The 18,389-nt window shown below is 56.0% G+C and carries 17 protein-coding genes; 13 read left to right on the top strand and 4 right to left on the bottom strand.

All coding sequences use genetic code 11. The features are described 5' to 3' along the window. Window positions 1-132: 132 nt before the first annotated feature. Genes modA through modC form a run of 3 tightly spaced genes read left to right on the top strand, consistent with a single transcriptional unit; the run spans window position 133 to window position 2,656 of the window. Window positions 133-906 (top strand): molybdate ABC transporter substrate-binding protein, encoded by a 774-nt coding sequence (gene modA, locus FDX11_RS06845; RefSeq protein WP_042309657.1) that lies wholly within the window; start codon window positions 133-135, stop codon window positions 904-906. Next, complete coding sequence (modB, locus tag FDX11_RS06840; RefSeq protein ID WP_137350189.1) at window positions 906-1,595, top strand: molybdate ABC transporter permease subunit; 690 nt, start codon at window positions 906-908, stop codon at window positions 1,593-1,595. Before modA ends, modB begins: the two co-directional genes overlap by 1 nt. 2 nt (window positions 1,596-1,597) lie before the next feature. Next, entirely contained in the window at window positions 1,598-2,656 is a 1,059-nt protein-coding gene (modC, locus tag FDX11_RS06835) for a molybdenum ABC transporter ATP-binding protein ModC (RefSeq protein WP_038638999.1), read from the top strand. Here the strand turns inward: modC and FDX11_RS06830 are convergent, their stop codons facing one another. Continuing rightward, entirely contained in the window at window positions 2,657-3,475 is an 819-nt protein-coding gene (locus FDX11_RS06830) for a pyridoxal phosphatase (protein WP_042309653.1), read from the bottom strand. Window positions 3,476-3,640: 165 nt separating this feature from the next. On the opposite strand from FDX11_RS06830, the gene pgl reads away from it, so the two are divergent. Further along, entirely contained in the window at window positions 3,641-4,636 is a 996-nt protein-coding gene (gene pgl, locus FDX11_RS06825) for a 6-phosphogluconolactonase (RefSeq protein ID WP_042309651.1), read from the top strand. An 82-nt stretch (window positions 4,637-4,718) separates the two neighbouring features. On the opposite strand, the gene FDX11_RS06820 is transcribed toward pgl, so the two are convergent. Then, window positions 4,719-6,002, bottom strand: a complete 1,284-nt coding sequence (locus tag FDX11_RS06820; protein ID WP_061381947.1) for a putative acyl-CoA thioester hydrolase — start codon at window positions 6,000-6,002, stop codon at window positions 4,719-4,721. Window positions 6,003-6,226: 224 nt separating this feature from the next. Here FDX11_RS06820 and hutI point away from each other — a divergent pair, with 224 nt between their 5' ends. The 5 genes from hutI (at window position 6,227) to hutH (ending at window position 12,539) form a co-directional block, all read left to right on the top strand. After that, complete coding sequence (gene hutI, locus FDX11_RS06815) at window positions 6,227-7,450, top strand: imidazolonepropionase (protein ID WP_137397667.1); 1,224 nt, start codon at window positions 6,227-6,229, stop codon at window positions 7,448-7,450. After that, entirely contained in the window at window positions 7,447-8,388 is a 942-nt protein-coding gene (gene hutG, locus FDX11_RS06810; RefSeq protein WP_137397666.1) for a formimidoylglutamase, read from the top strand. Before hutI ends, hutG begins: the two co-directional genes overlap by 4 nt. A gap of 86 nt (window positions 8,389-8,474) precedes the next feature. Then, entirely contained in the window at window positions 8,475-9,194 is a 720-nt protein-coding gene (locus tag FDX11_RS06805; protein ID WP_061381925.1) for a histidine utilization repressor, read from the top strand. Between the two features lie 137 nt (window positions 9,195-9,331). Further along, window positions 9,332-11,017 (top strand): urocanate hydratase, encoded by a 1,686-nt coding sequence (gene hutU / locus FDX11_RS06800; RefSeq protein WP_137397665.1) that lies wholly within the window; start codon window positions 9,332-9,334, stop codon window positions 11,015-11,017. A 1-nt stretch (window position 11,018) separates the two neighbouring features. Continuing rightward, window positions 11,019-12,539 (top strand): histidine ammonia-lyase, encoded by a 1,521-nt coding sequence (gene hutH / locus FDX11_RS06795; RefSeq protein ID WP_079224922.1) that lies wholly within the window; start codon window positions 11,019-11,021, stop codon window positions 12,537-12,539. Between the two features lie 96 nt (window positions 12,540-12,635). On the opposite strand, the gene FDX11_RS06790 is transcribed toward hutH, so the two are convergent. Both FDX11_RS06790 and bioA read right to left on the bottom strand, forming a co-directional pair. After that, a complete protein-coding gene (locus FDX11_RS06790; protein WP_137397664.1) occupies window positions 12,636-13,112 on the bottom strand; it encodes a kinase inhibitor in 477 nt (158 codons plus the stop codon). Window positions 13,113-13,169: 57 nt separating this feature from the next. Beyond that, window positions 13,170-14,459 carry an adenosylmethionine--8-amino-7-oxononanoate transaminase gene (bioA, locus tag FDX11_RS06785; protein WP_137397663.1) on the bottom strand — a complete coding sequence of 430 codons (1,290 nt, stop codon included), beginning with the start codon at window positions 14,457-14,459 and terminating at the stop codon, window positions 13,170-13,172. A 76-nt stretch (window positions 14,460-14,535) separates the two neighbouring features. On the opposite strand from bioA, the gene bioB reads away from it, so the two are divergent. From bioB to bioD, 4 genes are read left to right on the top strand one after another with little or no spacing between them, the layout of a single operon-like run. After that, complete coding sequence (gene bioB / locus FDX11_RS06780; RefSeq protein ID WP_061381921.1) at window positions 14,536-15,576, top strand: biotin synthase BioB; 1,041 nt, start codon at window positions 14,536-14,538, stop codon at window positions 15,574-15,576. Further along, on the top strand, window positions 15,573-16,730 hold the full coding sequence (bioF, locus tag FDX11_RS06775) for an 8-amino-7-oxononanoate synthase (RefSeq protein WP_042309632.1): 1,158 nt from the start codon (window positions 15,573-15,575) through the stop codon (window positions 16,728-16,730). Before bioB ends, bioF begins: the two co-directional genes overlap by 4 nt. Then, on the top strand, window positions 16,714-17,469 hold the full coding sequence (gene bioC / locus FDX11_RS06770; protein ID WP_042309631.1) for a malonyl-ACP O-methyltransferase BioC: 756 nt from the start codon (window positions 16,714-16,716) through the stop codon (window positions 17,467-17,469). The genes bioF and bioC overlap by 17 nt, the downstream gene beginning before the upstream one ends. Beyond that, window positions 17,462-18,160 carry a dethiobiotin synthase gene (gene bioD / locus FDX11_RS06765; protein WP_137366209.1) on the top strand — a complete coding sequence of 233 codons (699 nt, stop codon included), beginning with the start codon at window positions 17,462-17,464 and terminating at the stop codon, window positions 18,158-18,160. The genes bioC and bioD overlap by 8 nt, the downstream gene beginning before the upstream one ends. Window positions 18,161-18,389 lie beyond the last annotated feature (229 nt).

Here is an 18,389-nt window from a genome sequence, read left to right as displayed (position 1 = left end):
GTTTCTCAAGATCCTGCTTCTCCTGCCGATATTTTCATGGTGTAACCTCTAATTGGTATTAATAACCGCTGGGAAAATCCTGACTTAACCGTTATATTTGCGCGTACATAACGAAACTCAAAGGAGCTACAGATGGCACGCACATGGTTACGCTTGTTTGCAGGGGCGACGCTTTCTCTTTCTGTCGCAGGACAAGCATTGGCGGATGAAGGGAAAATCACGGTATTCGCAGCGGCTTCGCTCACCAACGCGATGCAGGATATTGCTACGCAATATAAAAAAGAGAAGAACGTTGACGTCGTCTCCTCTTTTGCCTCTTCTTCTACGCTGGCGCGTCAGATTGAAGCAGGCGCGCCTGCTGACCTGTTTATTTCTGCCGATCAGAAATGGATGGATTATGCGGTAGACAAAAAATCGATTGATACCGCCACGCGAGCAACGCTGTTAGGCAACAGTCTGGTGGTGGTAGCGCCGAAAGCCAGCGCTCAGAAAGACTTTACTATCGACAGTAAAACCAACTGGACCCGTTTGCTGAATGGTGGACGCCTGGCTGTCGGCGATCCGGAACATGTTCCGGCGGGCATTTATGCCAAGGAAGCACTGCAAAAATTGGGCGCATGGGATACTCTGGCGCCGAAACTGGCACCTGCGGAAGACGTTCGCGGTGCGCTGGCGCTGGTAGAACGTAACGAAGCGCCGCTGGGGATCGTCTATGGTTCCGATGCTGTCGCCAGCAAAGGCGTCAAGGTTGTCGCGACCTTCCCGGAAGATTCACACAAAAAAGTGGAATACCCTATCGCGATTGTTGATGGGCACAAAAACGCAACGGTCAGCGCGTTCTATGATTACCTGAAAGGACCGCAGGCTGCTGAAATCTTTAAACGTTATGGATTTACGACCAAGTAATGATACTGACCGATCCTGAATGGCAGGCCGTCATACTGAGCCTGAAAGTTTCTTCCCTGGCCGTGCTGTTTAGTTTGCCGTTTGGGATCTTCTTTGCCTGGCTGCTTGTGCGATGCAAGTTCCCGGGCAAAGCGCTGCTCGACAGCGTTTTGCATTTGCCGTTGGTGCTGCCGCCGGTTGTGGTGGGGTATCTGCTGTTGATCGCCATGGGGCGGCGCGGATTTATCGGCGAGCGGCTGTATGACTGGTTTGGCATCACCTTTGCCTTTAGCTGGCGCGGTGCGGTGCTGGCTGCGGCGGTGATGTCTTTCCCTCTTATGGTACGGGCAATTCGTCTGGCGCTGGAAGGCGTCGACGCCAAGCTGGAGCAGGCGGCCCGAACGCTGGGAGCCGGGCGTTGGCGCGTATTCATGACGATTACCTTACCGCTGATGTTGCCCGGCATTATTGTCGGGACGGTGCTGGCGTTCGCGCGTTCCCTCGGGGAATTCGGCGCAACGATTACCTTTGTCTCCAATATTCCTGGCGAAACCCGCACCATCCCCTCGGCGATGTATACCCTGATCCAAACGCCTGGCGGTGAAAGCGCAGCGGCAAGGTTATGTATCATTTCTATTGTGTTGGCGCTGATTTCACTGCTGATTTCTGAATGGCTGGCGCGTATTAGCCGTGAGCGGACGGGGCGATAATCATGCTGGAACTTAACTTCTCCCAGACGCTGGGAACCCATTGCCTGACGCTCAATGAAACGCTGCCTGCCAGTGGGATTACCGCTATTTTTGGCGTATCCGGCGCTGGGAAAACGTCGCTGATCAACGCTATCAGCGGCCTGACGCAGCCGCAGTCCGGGCGTATTGTGCTTAACGGTCGGGTGTTAAACGATGTCGAAAACGGAATCTGCTTAACGCCTGAAAAGCGTCGGGTGGGCTATGTATTCCAGGATGCGCGTCTGTTTCCCCATTATAAGGTGCGCGGTAACCTGCGCTACGGTATGGCGAAAAGCATGGCCGGGCAGTTTGATAAGCTGGTGGCGTTGCTGGGCATTGAACCGCTGCTTGATCGCCTACCGGGAAGTCTTTCCGGCGGCGAAAAACAGCGCGTCGCTATTGGTCGGGCGCTGCTTACCGCACCAGAGTTATTACTGCTTGATGAACCGTTAGCCTCGCTGGATATTCCGCGCAAACGCGAGCTGCTGCCTTATCTGCAACGTCTGGCGCGTGAAATTAATATTCCGATGCTGTATGTCAGCCACTCGCTTGATGAGATTTTGCACCTGGCAGACAAAGTGATGGTGCTGGAAAACGGGCAGGTCAAAGCATTTGGTTCGCTGGAGGACGTCTGGGGGAGTAGCGTAATGCACCCCTGGCTGCCGAAAGAACAGCAGAGCAGCATTCTGAAAGTCAGCGTGCTGGAGCATCATCCTCACTACGCGATGACCGCGCTGGCGCTGGGCGATCAGCATCTGTGGGTCAACAAGCTTGAGCAGCCGCTGCAATCCGTGCTGCGCATTCGCATTCAGGCGTCTGATGTTTCGCTGGTACTCCAGCCGCCCCAGCAGACCAGTATTCGTAACATACTGCGTGCGAAGGTCGCCCAGTGCTATGACGATAACGGCCAGGTGGAAGTGCAGCTTGAGGTAGGCGGGAAAACGCTGTGGGCGAGGATCAGCCCGTGGGCCAGGGATGAGCTTGGCATCAAACCTGGCCTGTGGCTGTACGCGCAAATTAAGAGCGTGTCGATCACCGCCTGATTACAGCAGGTGGGTGTAGATAAACTTCGCGATGCTGTCGGTGGTATTGTCACCAATCACGATGTTGGCGCGGGCTTTGACCGCGTCATCAGCGTTACCCATCGCCACGCCGGTGCCTGCGGCTTCCAGCATGCTGATATCGTTAAAGTTGTCGCCAAAGGCGATCACATTTTCCATTGACCCACCCTGCGCTTCGATCCACTGAGTAAGACGTCGCCCTTTGCTGTTACCTTTACGGGCAATGTCGACCTGATCGTGCCAGGACCATTCACACTCCAGCCCCAACTGTTGTTCAACGTCTTTACCAAACTGCTGCAGTTTTGGAATATCTTCGTCGGTCAGGGCAAATTTCCACACAGCGTTGACATCATGCGCGGCCTGCGCCAGCGAAGGAACCTGGGTGAAGGTTGGGCGCTGTTCCGGCGGCAGCGTTTGCGCCCAGTTAGCGGTACGCACCACATGCCCGGTCGGACGCTCATACAGCATGGCCTCGTCAACATACATCAGTCCATGAATTTGATGTTCATCCAGCATTTCGATCAGCTGCAATGCCTGGTCAACCGGAAGAGGATCGGATTCCAGTACCTTTTTTGCATGATAATCATACAAGTAAGTGCCGTTGCAGCAAATTGCAGGTGTATCCAGCGCCAGCGCCTGATAAAAAGGATGAATAGCAACGTGATGGCGACCTGTGACAATGATAAGTTGGTAGCCTGCTTCTCTGGCGCGTGAGAGCGCTTCAAGAGAGGATGGCAACAAGGTTTTTTTCGGAGTCAGCAATGTACCGTCTAAATCCAGGGCAATCACGCGTGCGGTCATAGGTTTTTCCAGATTAAGGTTGAGAATTGTGTCTGCTGGAATGGTACACCGAGACGGGAGCCGGACAAAATTCTGAGTCTTAATTAAGCATTCACCGTTAAAAGCGTCTACCTTAGGCGTGTGTCAGGCAATTGCAGCCACCTGCCAACAAGCAAAGGAGTATTCATGAAACAAACCGTTTATACCGCCAGTCCTGAGAGTCAGCAAATTCATGTCTGGAGCCTGAATCACGATGGTTCTTTGACGCTGACCCAGGTGGTTGATGTGCCGGGTCAGGTACAGCCGATGGTCGTCAGCCCGGATAAGCGCTATCTCTATGTCGGTGTGCGCCCGGAGTTTCGTGTTCTGGCATATCGTATTGCGCCTGATGACGGTGCGCTGACCTTCGTTGCGGAGTCTGCACTGCCGGGTAGCCCGACGCATATTTCTACCGATCATCAGGGGCGTTTTGTGTTTGTCGGCTCCTATAATGCGGGCAGCGTGAGCGTCACGCGTCTGGAAGATGGTCTACCGGTGGGGCTGGTGGATGTGATTGAAGGTCTTGACGGCTGCCACTCGGCCAACATCTCTCCGGATAACCGCATTCTGTGGGTCCCGGCGTTGAAGCAGGATCGTATCTGTCTGTTTGACGTCAGTGATGATGGTCATCTGGTCGCCCAGGAGCCAGCAGAAGTGACCACCGTGGAAGGCGCGGGTCCGCGTCATATGGTGTTCCATCCGAATAAGCAATACGCCTATTGCGTGAATGAGCTGAACAGTTCTGTTGACGTCTGGGAGCTGAAAGATCCGCACGGAAAAATTGAATGTGTGCAGACGCTGGATATGATGCCAACTGATTTCTCCGATACCCGTTGGGCGGCAGATATTCATATTACGCCGGATGGTCGTCATCTGTATGCCTGCGATCGTACCGCCAGCCTGATTACGGTGTTTAGCGTCTCAGAAGACGGAAGTGTGCTGACGAAAGAAGGCTTCCAGCCGACCGAAACGCAACCGCGCGGTTTTAATATCGACCACAGCGGTAAATACCTGATCGCCGCCGGGCAAAAATCTCATCACATCGCGGTGTACGAGATCGCTGGCGAACAAGGGTTGCTGACGGAGAAAGGTCGTTACGCGGTAGGCCAGGGCCCGATGTGGGTGGTGGTTAACGCGTACTAATATTGCGTCTAATGCCGGATGAGTATCCGGCACATTGCCCGGCAGAGCATGAGTCTGCCGGGTTTACATCAGAGAATGGCGATTACTGCTTAGGTTCAGCAATCACTTTGCTACCAATACCACGGTTGTTGTATTCCCACATGCGGTTGAAGTTGGTGTCGTTCAGGTTGCGCTGGATTTCGCCTTTATCATCTTCCGCACCGGTATTACCGGTAAATGGATGTTTTGAGATAACGCTGTCAGCCCACGGTTTCGCCATGTTAAAGCCTTCGTTAATCACGCTGTCGCGAATAACCACCTGTCCATTGGTGTTAGAATCAACATCCAGCGAGCGGCCCAACTGCGCCACGCCATCACCACTTGCCGTGAAGCGGCTATTGATAGCCAGGAAACCGTAGTAGATGTTTGACAGGGTAGCCGGTGCAAACACGTAAGCTTCCTGCTGGGTACGGGAGTTCACAACGCGGAAATCGGTGTTATCGAATACCACCGCGCCACGACCAGACACGATATCCACATCGCCTTCAATGTAGCTGTTCGTCACCAGCGTACGCGGCTGACGATCGTTTTCCAGACGGTTTTGTACGCCGCTGTTGGTCACGAAGAAGGTATTCTGACGGCCCAGGATGTTGACCTTGTTGATCTGCACTTTATCGCCATCGGTACGCAGGGCGACGGCCGGATGGTTACCTGCATCAACGCTATCACCGAGGTTGTTTTCGATGGTCAGGTTCTGCAATTGCAGACCGTTATTTTGCGACCAAACGACCGCCGAACACATCACGCCAATATTCGTGCCGCGCTTGTTCTGGCAATTATCAAACATATACCACGCAGGTTTGCCCGGCATATATTTACCGCCTGGGTTCACCGTACGACGCCAGTCAGCGGTGCTCATATCACCGTCAATGGCCTGGCCAATTTTCACATCCAGCGGTTTTTCACCAGTACCATAAAGCGTCAGGCTACCCGTCGCTGCCGGAATATAGACCGTGCCCTGATACTCACCCGGCATGATCGCGATGTACTGACGTTTGTTGGTACGTTTGATGATTGCCGCATCAACCGCAGCCTGAATGCTGGTATGCGTCACGCCCTGGGTGCCTGCCGGGCCAACGACAAAGTCAGGCTGCGCGGGTAAAGTAATAGCAGAGGGGCTCCATGGCGCGGTATTTGGCGTCAGTGCGGAAAAATAGTGCGCGGCGACGAAATTTTTCGCTTCATTGGCCGACAGAATCGGGCGCGAAGCGGTGCCTGGCGCGGTCTGATCGGAAGGAATTTGATCGGGCGGTGTAGAGCTACAGGCGGTCAGCGTCACGCCAAAAGCCATTGCCAGCGCCAGACGGGAAACTGATGATATGTTCACAGGTTGCTCCGGGCTTTGAAAGTTATCCATTGAAGCCTGCTTTTTTATACTAAGTTGAGCGAAACGGGAAGGTTAAAAGGTAAAAAGTTCTTTTTTATCGCCGTAATGCCCGGCGTGGAGAGACCTTATATCACAAATAGATAACAATTATGGTCCTTCAGGTTGACAACATCCGCAGAATCAAAAATAAATGTCTATACAACCTATGACAAGTGGTGAGTCAAATGCAGCAATTCTTCCCTGATGATGTTATCTGGCGCAATGTTCGCCTGGCGACCATGGATCCTGAACGTGATAACCCGTATGGGCTGGTGGATGGACATGCGTTGATCGTCCGCCAGGGTAAGATTCGCGCTATTGTGCCGGAGTCTTCGTTATACCTCACACATGACAATACCTTTGATATGCAGGGCCGGCTGGTTACCCCTGGCCTGATCGACTGCCATACGCACCTGGTCTTTGGCGGGAATCGCGCAGGTGAATGGGAGCAGCGGCTTAACGGTGTTTCCTACCAGCAGATAAGCGCCCAGGGGGGCGGTATTAATGCCACCGTGTCGGCGACCCGCAGCGCCACTGATGAACAACTTCTTCATATAGCGCATCAGCGTATGGAGCGGTTGATCAAAGAAGGCGTTACGCTACTGGAAATAAAGTCTGGTTATGGTCTGGATTTGCAGACAGAAGAGAAAATATTACGTGTGGTGGCAGCGCTGGCGGCGGAAGATGTGATTGAAATAAGCCCCACGCTATTGGCCGCGCATGCTACCCCGGCGGAATACCGGGGCGATCCTGACGGCTATATTACGCTGGTATGCGAGACTATTTTGCCGCGGTTGTGGGAACAAGGGCTGTTCGAGACCGTCGATCTGTTCTGTGAAAGCGTCGGTTTTACGCTGGCGCAGAGTGAGCGGGTGTTTCAGGCCGCACAGGCGCTGGGCATCCCGGTCAAAGCGCATGTTGAACAACTGTCATTGCTCGGTGGCGCCCAACTGGTGAGCCGCTACCACGGTTTATCAGCCGACCATATTGAATATCTTGATGAAGCGGGCGTGGCGGCGATGAGCCAAAGCGGTACGGTTGGGGTGTTGTTGCCCGGCGCTTTCTATTTCCTCAAAGAGCAACAGCGTCCGCCGGTAGAGCTGTTACGGCAATATCAGGTGCCGATGGCGGTGGCGACCGACTTCAACCCTGGCACCAGTCCGTTTATCAGTCTGCACTGGGCGATGAATATGGCTTGCGTCCAGTTTGGCCTAACGCCGGAAGAAGCGTGGGCAGGCGTCACCCGTCATGCGGCCCGGGCGCTGGGACGTCATGCCTCTCACGGTCAATTGAAGGCCGGGTTTGTGGCTGATTTTGTGGTGTGGGATGCCGAACTCCCGGTCGAGATCCTCTATGAGCCTGGGCGTAATCCGCTCTACCAACGTGTATTCAAAGGACAAGCTGCATGACTAACTGGCAACCTGCTTCTCCTGCGCTCTGGCAGGGGCGAGATGACAGCGCAGAGTCACCGACTGCGCTGCGCCTGTTTCAGACCATTACGCTGAGTCCGGCGTTTTCCCCGCAAATGTACTCTGAGCAGATAGCACTGCTTGGTTTTGCCTGTGATGAAGGCGTTAAACGTAATCAGGGGCGTACGGGAGCCGCCGGAGCGCCAGACGCGCTACGTAAAGCGCTGGCGAATTTAGCCAGTCACGACGGGCATCAGCGGCTGGTGGATCTGGGCAATATTGTGGCGCAGGCCCCCGATCTTGAGGGCGCGCAGCAGGCGCTACGCAAGGCGGTACAGCGCTGTCAGCAGGAGAAAATGCGTACCCTGGTGCTGGGGGGAGGGCACGAAACCGCGTTTGCGCATGGCGCTGGCGTGCTGGATGCGTTCCCGCAGGCAAAAGTGGGCATCATCAATCTCGACGCGCATCTCGATTTGCGTCATGCCGATCAGGCCACATCCGGTACGCCGTTTCGCCAGCTGGCGCACCTTTGCGATGAACAGCAGCGCGGATTTCACTATGCCTGTATCGGCGTCAGTCGGGCGGCAAATACCCAGGCGCTGTGGGATGAAGCGCAGCGGCTCGGTGTCACCGTGGTGGAAGATTTGCACTGTGAGTCGGCACAAGCCCAGCTGGCGCAGTTTGCCTCTGGCGTGGATGTCATCTATCTGACTATCGACCTTGACGTGCTGCCGGTTTGGGAAATGCCCGCAGTGTCAGCGCCCGCTGCGCTGGGCGTACCGTTGGCGACGCTGTTGGGGCTGATTGAACCCCTTTGTCGTAGCGGTAAACTGCAGGCGGTGGATATGGTTGAATTTAATCCACGCTTTGACGATGATGGCAGAGCGGCACGCGTTGCGGCGCGATTAGGCTGGCAAATTGCGCACTGGTGGCACTGACATGCCTGAGGGCGTTACGCTTATCAGGTTCGGGTAATGTCTGTAAACTATACCCATTCACATTTCAGCTTAAGGAAGGCACACGCATGCTCCCATCCCGTTCTGCTCCGGCCCCTTTTTACGAAAAGGTAAAACAGGAGATCAGCGAAAAAATTGCCAGCGGCATCTGGCAAGCTCACGATCGTATCCCGTCTGAGGCAGAGCTGGTGGCACAGTATGGTTTTAGCCGAATGACCATCAATCGGGCACTGCGTGAGTTAACGGATGAGGGGTTGCTGGTACGTTTGCAGGGGGTGGGGACGTTTGTCGCCGAGCCAAAAGGTCAGTCTGCGCTGTTTGAAATTCGCAGCATTGCGGATGAAATCAACGCGCGTCAGCATCAGCACCGTTGTGAAGTTCTGACGCTGGAAAGAACCCAGGCAAATGCGCAGCAGGCTTTGGTGTTAAACGTTAAAGAAGGCACCCCCATTTTTCACTCCATCATGGTGCACTACGAGAACGATTTGCCGGTACAAATTGAAGATCGCTGTGTGAATGCGGAGATTGTACCGGAGTATCTGGCGCAGGATTACAGCCAGACCACGCCGCACGCTTACCTGTCGCTGATCGCCCCTTTAACGGAAGGTGAGCACATTGTCGAAGCGGTACGCGCCAGTGCTGAAGAGTGCGCGTTGCTGAATATCAAAGAACACGATCCCTGCTTGCTGATCCGCCGCAAAACCTGGTCCGCGTCATCCATTGTCTCTCATGCCCGTTTGCTTTTTCCGGGTTCCCGCTATCGCCTGCAAGGACGGTTTATGTCCTGATGTCGGGATACCAAAACCGTGATTGCTGACGCAATATAATAAAAATGTATCTTAATTGTTAAAATCATCCTTGCGGCAGCTTGTATAGACAAGTATATGTTACTTATCTATCCGACGTTCGTGAGGAGTTTTCTGTCATGTCCCATAGCAAATATCGTCAGCAGGATATTCGTGCCCCGCGTGGCACCACCTTAACGGCCAAAAGCTGGCTGACCGAAGCCCCGCTGCGCATGTTAATGAACAACCTGGATCCCGACGTGGCGGAAAATCCGCATGAGCTGGTGGTATACGGCGGGATTGGCCGGGCCGCGCGTGACTGGGAATGTTACGACGCCATCGTTAATGCGCTGACGCAACTGGAGAGCGATGAGACCCTGCTGGTCCAGTCGGGTAAACCGGTCGGTGTGTTCAAAACCCATGACAACGCCCCGCGTGTACTGATTGCTAACTCTAACCTGGTTCCGCACTGGGCAACCTGGGAGCACTTCAACGAGCTGGATGCTAAAGGACTGGCGATGTACGGTCAGATGACCGCCGGGAGCTGGATCTACATTGGTAGCCAGGGCATCGTGCAGGGGACGTATGAAACCTTTGTTGAGGCCGGGCGTCAGCATTATCAGGGTAACCTGAGCGGACGCTGGGTGCTAACCGCCGGGCTGGGCGGGATGGGCGGGGCGCAGCCGTTAGCCGCGACGCTGGCGGGCGCATGCTCGCTGAACATTGAATGTCAGCAAAGCCGCATTGATTTTCGTCTGCGTACCCGATACGTGGACGAGCAGGCGACATCGCTGGACGATGCGCTGGCGCGTATCGATAAGTACACCCGTGAGGGTAAAGCGGTTTCCATTGCGCTGTGCGCGAACGCCGCCGACGTTGTGCCGGAGCTGGTGAAACGTGGTGTGCACCCGGATATGGTGACCGACCAGACCAGCGCCCACGATCCGCTGCATGGTTATCTGCCGTCCGGCTGGAGCTGGGAAGAGTATCAGGCGAAAGCGGTGTCCGATCCGCAGGGTACGGTGCAGGCGGCGAAACGCTCAATGGCAACGCATGTTGAAGCGATGCTGGCATTTAGCAAAATGGGCGTACCCACGTTTGATTACGGCAATAACATTCGCCAGATGGCCAAAGAGATGGGCGTGGAAAATGCCTTTGATTTCCCCGGCTTTGTGCCAGCGTATATTCGACCGCTGTTCTGTCGTGGCATTGGCCCGTTCCGTTGGGTGGCGCTTTCCGGCGATCCGCAGGATATTTATAAAACCGATGCCAAAGTGAAAGAGATCGTGGCTGACGATAAGCATCTACATCACTGGCTGGATATGGCGCGTGAGCGGATTAACTTCCAGGGCTTACCGGCGCGTATCTGCTGGGTCGGCCTGGAATGGCGCCAAAAGCTGGGGCTGGCGTTTAATGAAATGGTGCGCAGGGGGGAAGTGTCCGCGCCAATTGTTATTGGCCGTGACCATCTGGACTCCGGCTCCGTTGCCAGTCCGAACCGCGAAACCGAAGCCATGCGCGACGGGTCAGACGCCGTATCCGACTGGCCGCTGCTGAATGCGCTGCTGAACACCGCCAGCGGTGCGACGTGGGTGTCATTGCACCACGGTGGCGGAGTGGGAATGGGTTTCTCCCAGCATGCCGGGATGGTCATTGTTTGTGATGGCACTGATGAAGCCGCTGCGCGTATTGCCCGGGTATTGCATAACGATCCGGCCACCGGGGTGATGCGCCACGCTGACGCCGGGTATGATATTGCGGTGGAATGTGCTGTCGAAGAAGGATTGAATTTGCCGATGGTTGCTGTGACGCAGGGGAAACGCTGAGATGAATACCATGACATTAACGCCGGGCCAACTGACTTTTGCACAGCTCCGCGACATCTGGCAGCAACCGGTCCAACTAAGCCTTGATGCCAGCGCGATTGACGCCATTAACGCAAGCGTCGCCTGCGTCAATAACATTGTCGCTGAAGGCCGTACAGCATACGGTATTAATACCGGTTTTGGCCTGCTGGCCCAGACCCGTATCGCCACAGAAGATTTGCAGAATCTGCAGCGCTCGTTGGTGCTTTCCCATGCGGCTGGCGTCGGCGAGGCGCTGGACGACGCGATGGTGCGTCTGATTATGGTGCTGAAAATCAACAGCCTGGCACGCGGTTTTTCCGGTATTCGCCTGAGCGTGATTGAAGCGCTGATTGCACTGGTGAATGCCGAGGTGTATCCGCTGATCCCGGCGAAAGGCTCCGTAGGAGCATCGGGTGACCTGGCCCCGCTGGCGCATATGTCTTTGACGCTGCTGGGCGAAGGGAAGGCGCGCTGGCAGGGGGAATGGCTCCCGGCGACCGAAGCGCTGAAAAAGGCCGGGCTGGAGCCGATAACGCTGGAAGCGAAAGAAGGGCTGGCGCTGCTCAACGGCACCCAGGCTTCGACGGCCTTTGCGCTGCGTGGGCTAATTGAAGCTCAGGAGCTGTTTGCGTCCGCAACGGTGTGCGGGGCGCTGACCACCGAAGCCGTTTTGGGCTCCCGTCGTCCGTTTGACGCGCGGATTCATGCCGCGCGAGGACAACGCGGACAGATTGACGCCGCGGCGCTGTACCGTCATGTGTTGACGGATTCCAGTGCGCTTTCGCAGTCGCATCATAACTGTGAAAAAGTGCAGGACCCGTATTCTCTGCGCTGTCAGCCGCAGGTGATGGGGGCATGTCTGACGCAAATGCGCCAGGTGATGGATGTTCTGCTGGTGGAAGCTAACGCGGTTTCCGACAACCCGCTGGTGTTTGCCGAAGAGGGCGATGTGATTTCCGGCGGCAACTTCCATGCTGAACCCGTGGCGATGGCGGCGGATAACCTGGCGCTGGCGATTGCGGAAATCGGGTCGTTATCGGAGCGACGCATTGCGTTAATGATGGATAAACACATGTCGCAACTGCCGCCTTTCCTAGTGAAAAATGGCGGAGTTAACTCCGGCTTTATGATTGCTCAGGTGACAGCTGCCGCGCTGGCGAGCGAGAACAAAGCGCTGGCGCATCCGCATAGCGTAGACAGCTTACCGACATCCGCCAATCAGGAGGATCATGTCTCTATGGCTCCCGCGGCGGGTCGCAGGCTGTGGGAGATGGCGGCGAATACGCGCGGCGTGATTGCCGTCGAGTGGCTGGCGGCGTGCCAGGGGATCGACCTGCGCGAAGGGTTAACCTCAAGTCCATTGCTCGAGCAAGCGCGCCAGGCGCTACGCGAGCGGGTTGCCCATTATACGCAGGATCGCTTTTTCGCCCCGGATATTGAGTGTGCGACTGAACTGTTAGCGCAAGGAACGTTGCTGAAATTGCTGCCTGAATTTCTGTAGAGAAATGCCTGATGGCGACGCTGACGCGTCTTATCAGGCCTACGGTCTGCTTTGTAGGCCGGATGAAGGCGAAGCCGACATCCGGCACAACAGCACTTAACTAAACATCGCCGTAATCGAGGCGCTGGCGAGCGAGTGGAAGTGAACATTAAATCCAACCATCGCGCCGCTGGCGTCCTCATCGACATCAATACGCTCTACATCCAGTGCGTGAACCGTAAAGATATAGCGATGAGTTTCCCCCTTCGGCGGCGCTGCGCCGCCATAACCGGCTTTACCAAAATCCGTACGGGTCTGAATCACCCCGTCCGGCAGTGCAACCAGCCCAGAGCCGAAGCCTTGCGTGAGAACGCGGGTATCCGCAGGCAGATTTACGACTACCCAGTGCCACCAGCCGGAGCCGGTGGGCGCATCAGGATCGTAACAGGTCACGACAAAGCTTTTAGTCCCGGCGGGCACATCATCCCATGCCAGATGCGGAGAAATATTATCCCCGTCATATCCCATGCCGTTAAAGATGTGACGATGCCCAAGCTTCTCCCCATCACGCAGATCGTTACTGATTAGTTTCATACTGACTCCTCTCGTTAGCCAAAAAGTGTAGCCAGAAACCGTAGAGCTTACCGCTGATTAATCGCTAAAAAATGTTGCATGGCACACAGCTTCATTGACGGCCTGAGTCAGGCGGCGCAACTGCTCGGGCTGAATAATGTACGGTGGCATCAGATAGATCAGCTTGCCAAACGGTCGGACCCACACGCCCTGTTCAACAAAGAACTTCTGTAATGCCGCCATATTTACCGGCTGGGTGGTTTCTATCACGCCGATTGCGCCGAGCACGCGTACGTCGGCGACCCAACAGGAGTCCGCCGCCGGAGCGAGTTCTGCACGCAACTGTGCTTCAATGGCCGCGACCTGCGAGCGCCACTCGCCGGTGTTGAGAAGCGAAAGGCTGGCGGAGGCGACGGCACAAGCCAGCGGATTGCCCATAAAGGTCGGGCCGTGCATGAAGCAGCCCGCTTCGCCGTTGCTGATGATTTCTGCGACCAGGCGGGTGGTCAGGGTCGCGGAAAGGGTCATCGTTCCGCCGGTTAACGCTTTGCCGAGGCACAAAATATCCGGCGTAATATCGGCGTGCTCGCAGGCAAACAGCTTGCCGGTGCGGCCAAATCCGGTGGCAATCTCATCAGCAATCAGCAGGATGCCTTCCCGGTCGCACATCTTACGGATACGCTTTAACCACTCAGGATGGTACATGCGCATGCCGCCAGCGCCCTGCACAATTGGCTCGAGGATCACCGCCGCAATCTCGTGACGATGCGCGGCCATCAGGCGGGCAAAAGGCACCATGTCCAGTTCGTCCCACTCGCCGCCTATACGGCTTTGCGGCGCAGGTGCAAACAGGTTTTCCGGCAGATACCCTTTCCACAGACTGTGCATCGAGTTGTCGGGATCGCAGACCGACATCGCGCCGAAGGTATCGCCGTGATAGCCGTTACGAAACGTCAGGAAACGCTGACGGGATTCGCCTTTAGCCTGCCAGTATTGCAGCGCCATTTTCATTGCGACTTCTACGGCGACCGAACCTGAATCCGCGAGAAAAACGCACTCCAGCGCTTCGGGCGTCATGTCCACCAGTTGGCGACATAGCGTGATGGCCGGGGCATGGGTAATGCCGCCAAACATCACATGCGACATAGCGTCAATCTGTGTTTTCATTGCGGCGTTCAACTGCGGGTGATTGTAACCGTGGATCGCCGCCCACCAGGACGACATGCCGTCAATCAGCCGCTCACCGCTGGTTAAAACCAGTTCGCAACCTTCGGCCCGCGCCACCGGATAAACCGGCAACGGGGAGGTCATGGAGGTGTAAGGGTGCCAGATATGGCGTTGGTCAAATGCAAGATCGTCCGTTGTCATAATCGACTTGTAAACCAAATTAAAAAGATTTAAGTTTACGAGTCTACACCAAACTGACAACGAAACGTATACCAATATGGCTCATTCTTCTCGCTGGACAATGTCGCAAGTCACCGAATTATTTGAAAAACCACTGCTTGATCTCCTGTTTGAAGCGCAACAGATTCATCGTCAGCACTTCGATCCGCGGCAGGTACAGGTCAGTACGCTGTTGTCGATTAAGACCGGCGCCTGCCCGGAAGACTGCAAATACTGCCCGCAAAGTTCCCGCTATAAAACGGGTCTGGAAACTGAACGCTTGATGGAAGTGGAACAGGTACTGGACTCGGCGCGTAAGGCGAAGCAGGCTGGTTCAACGCGGTTTTGCATGGGGGCGGCGTGGAAGAACCCGCACGAGCGCGATATGCCTTACCTGGAACAGATGGTTCAGGGCGTGAAAGAGTTGGGGCTGGAAGCTTGCATGACGCTGGGTACGCTCAACGAAACTCAGGCCCAGCGCCTGGCCGATGCGGGTCTGGATTACTACAACCATAACCTCGACACCTCGCCGGAATTTTACGGCAATATCATCACCACCCGGTCTTATCAGGAACGTCTGGATACGCTGGATAAAGTGCGTGAAGCCGGGATTAAAGTCTGCTCAGGCGGTATTGTCGGATTAGGCGAAACGGTCACCGATCGCGCCGGTCTGCTGCTGCAATTAGCCAATCTGCCGACGCCGCCTGAAAGCGTGCCGATCAACATGCTGGTGAAGGTGAAGGGCACGCCGCTTGCCGATAACGACGACGTCGACGCGTTTGATTTCATCCGTACCATCGCCGTGGCGCGCATCATGATGCCAACCTCTTACGTGCGTCTTTCCGCCGGGCGCGAGCAGATGAACGAGCAAACCCAGGCGATGTGCTTTATGGCCGGGGCTAACTCGATTTTCTACGGCTGCAAATTGCTGACCACGCCAAACCCGAATGAAGATAAAGATTTGCTGTTGTTCCGCAAGCTGGGTCTCAACCCGCAGCAAACGGCGGTGCTGGCAGGGGATAACGAACAGCAACAACGTCTGGAGCAGGCGCTGCGTACCCCGGATACCGACGATTACTACAACGCGGCAACCGTATGACCTGGCAGCAAAAAATTGACGATGCGCTCACGGCGCGTCGTTGCGCTGATGCGTGGCGTCGGCGCTATGCGGTGACCCAGGGCGCAGGTCGTTGGTTGCAGACCGACGGCCGCCAGTATCTGAATTTCTCCAGCAACGACTACCTTGGCTTAAGCCACCATCCGCAGATTATCTGCGCGTGGCAGCAGGGAGCTGAACGTTTTGGCGTCGGCAGCGGCGGATCGGGTCATGTCAGCGGTTATTCCGTGGCTCACCAGGCGCTGGAAGAAGAGCTGGCGCAGTGGCTGGGCTATTCGCGGGCGTTGTTATTTATCTCCGGTTTTGCCGCTAATCAGGCGGTGATAGCCGCATTGATGGAAAAAGACGATCGCATTGTCGCCGACAGGCTTAGCCATGCCTCGCTGTTGGAGGCCGCCAGCCTTAGCCCTGCTGTTTTACGTCGCTTTACCCATAACGATCCGCAACATCTGGATCGTCTGCTGACTGTCCCCTGTCCGGGGCAGCAGCTTGTGGTCACTGAAGGCGTATTCAGCATGGATGGCGACAGCGCGCCGCTCGCTGAAATCCACGCGGTGGCGGAACGTCACGGTGCGTGGCTGCTGGTGGACGATGCGCACGGCGTTGGCGTAACCGGTGAAGAAGGGCGCGGCTCCTGCTGGCGACAGCAGGTCAAACCCGAACTGTTAGTGGTGACGTTTGGCAAAGGATTTGGCGTCAGCGGCGCGGCAATCCTGTGTTCTGACAGCGTGGCCGACTATCTGTTGCAGTTTGCCCGCCATCTGATCTACAGCACCAGTATGCCTCCGGCACAGGCTCAGGCCCTGCGTGCCGCGCTGGCGGTGATCCGCAGCCGTGAAGGCGATGAACGCCGGGAAAAGTTAGCGATGCTGATCCAGCGTTTTCGCGCCGGGGTGAATACGGCGGGCTTAACGCTGGCGAATTCTACCAGTGCTATTCAGCCGCTGATTGTTGGCGATAACCATAAAGCCTTGCAGTTGGCGGATGCGCTACGGCAACAGGGATGCTGGGTGACGGCAATTCGCCCGCCGACGGTGCCCACCGGTACGGCCAGATTACGGCTGACGCTGACGCAGGCGCATGAGGTGCAGGATATTGATCGTCTACTGGAGGTGTTGCATGGCGCAGGTCAATAAACAGGCGATTGCCGCCGCGTTTGGCCGCGCTGCCACTCACTATGAGCAACACGCAGAGCTACAGCGTCAGAGTGCCGATGCGTTACTGGCGCTACTGGATGGCAGCACATTCTCGCAGGTATTGGATGCGGGCTGTGGGCCGGGGCGTATGAGTCGCTACTGGCGTGAGCAGGGGAGCGAGGTTTGCGCGCTGGATCTGTCATCGCAAATGCTGGCTGAAGCGCAGCGTCACGATGTCGCCCATCACTATCTGCTGGCGGATATCGAAGCCATCCCGCAGGCAACTGCGAGCTTTGACCTGGCCTGGAGTAATCTGGCCGTACAGTGGTGTAGCGACCTGCGCGGCGCGTTAAGCGAGCTTTACCGGGTGGTGCGTCCTGGCGGGACGGTGGCGTTTAGTACTCTGGCGCAGGGGTCGATGCCGGAACTTCGTCAGGCCTGGCAGGCGGTTGACGATCGGGAGCATGCCAACCGTTTTTTGCCCGTGGAACAACTGGAAAACGCCCTGTATGACTGGGATGTTGAATACCAGTCTCATGCCGTCACGCTGTGGTTTGATGATGCGCTGAGCGCCATGCGCTCGCTAAAAGGCATTGGCGCGACGCATTTGCATGATGGACGCGAGCAGCGTGTGCTAACGCGCGCTCAGCTGCGCCAGCTACAGTTAGCCTGGCCCTGTCAGCAGGGGAAATACCCGCTGACCTACCATCTTTTTTTAGGAGTAATTCAACGTGACTAAAACGTATTTTGTCACCGGGACGGACACCGAAGTCGGTAAAACTATCGCCAGCTGTGCGTTGCTTCAGGCTGCGGGACAGCTGGGGTTGCGAACCGTCGGCTACAAGCCGGTGGCGTCAGGCAGTGAAATGACAGCTGATGGCCTGCGAAACAGCGATGCGTTGGCATTACAACGCAATAGCGTTGTGGCGGCGGACTATGCGGCGATCAATCCCTACACCTTCGCCGAACCCACCTCGCCGCATATCATCAGCGCCGACGAAGGTCGTCCCATTCTGGCTTCCGTGATGTCTGCAGGGTTACGCACGCTTGAAGCGCAGGCTGACTGGGTACTGGTGGAGGGGGCAGGGGGATGGTTTACGCCGCTTTCGCCAACGCTGAGTTTTTCCGACTGGGTCAAAACGGAGCAGTTGCCGGTGATTCTGGTGGTTGGCGTTAAGCTCGGCTGCATCAATCACGCTATTCTGACCGCACAGGCGGTGCAGCAGGCCGGACTGACGCTTGCCGGATGGGTAGCCAATGATGTGACGCCGCCCGGCAAACGTCATGCGGAATACATGGCGACGCTGAAGCGCGTGATTCCGGCACCTGGGCTGGGGGAAATTCCCTGGCTGGCAGAAGATCCTGAGCAGGCATCGACCGGACGTTATCTCGATCTCAGCATTTTGTCTTTGACGGCATCAGCCGGTTGAATCGAGGCGGGAAATAACGCTGGTCGCTATTGCAGTACGCGGACAAGAATATGGTGAAAATGCGAGCAAGATCTCGGCTCTCACTGACCGCCTCGTTAGCTGATAAATATCAAAAAATAGCGATAATTTTTTTTTATCCCCTCGGAAAAGAGAGTCAGTGCGTTTTTGCCAGGCTACAGTCCACACGGGCTGGAGGCAGTTATCCACTATTCCTGTGGATAACCTTGTG

Origin of the sequence: Citrobacter sp. wls714, from assembly GCF_005281025.1 — a bacterium.
Lineage (GTDB): Bacteria > Pseudomonadota > Gammaproteobacteria > Enterobacterales > Enterobacteriaceae > Citrobacter > Citrobacter werkmanii.
Note: the sequence above shows the minus strand (reverse complement) of the source record. Positions and strands in the feature narration are given on the sequence as shown.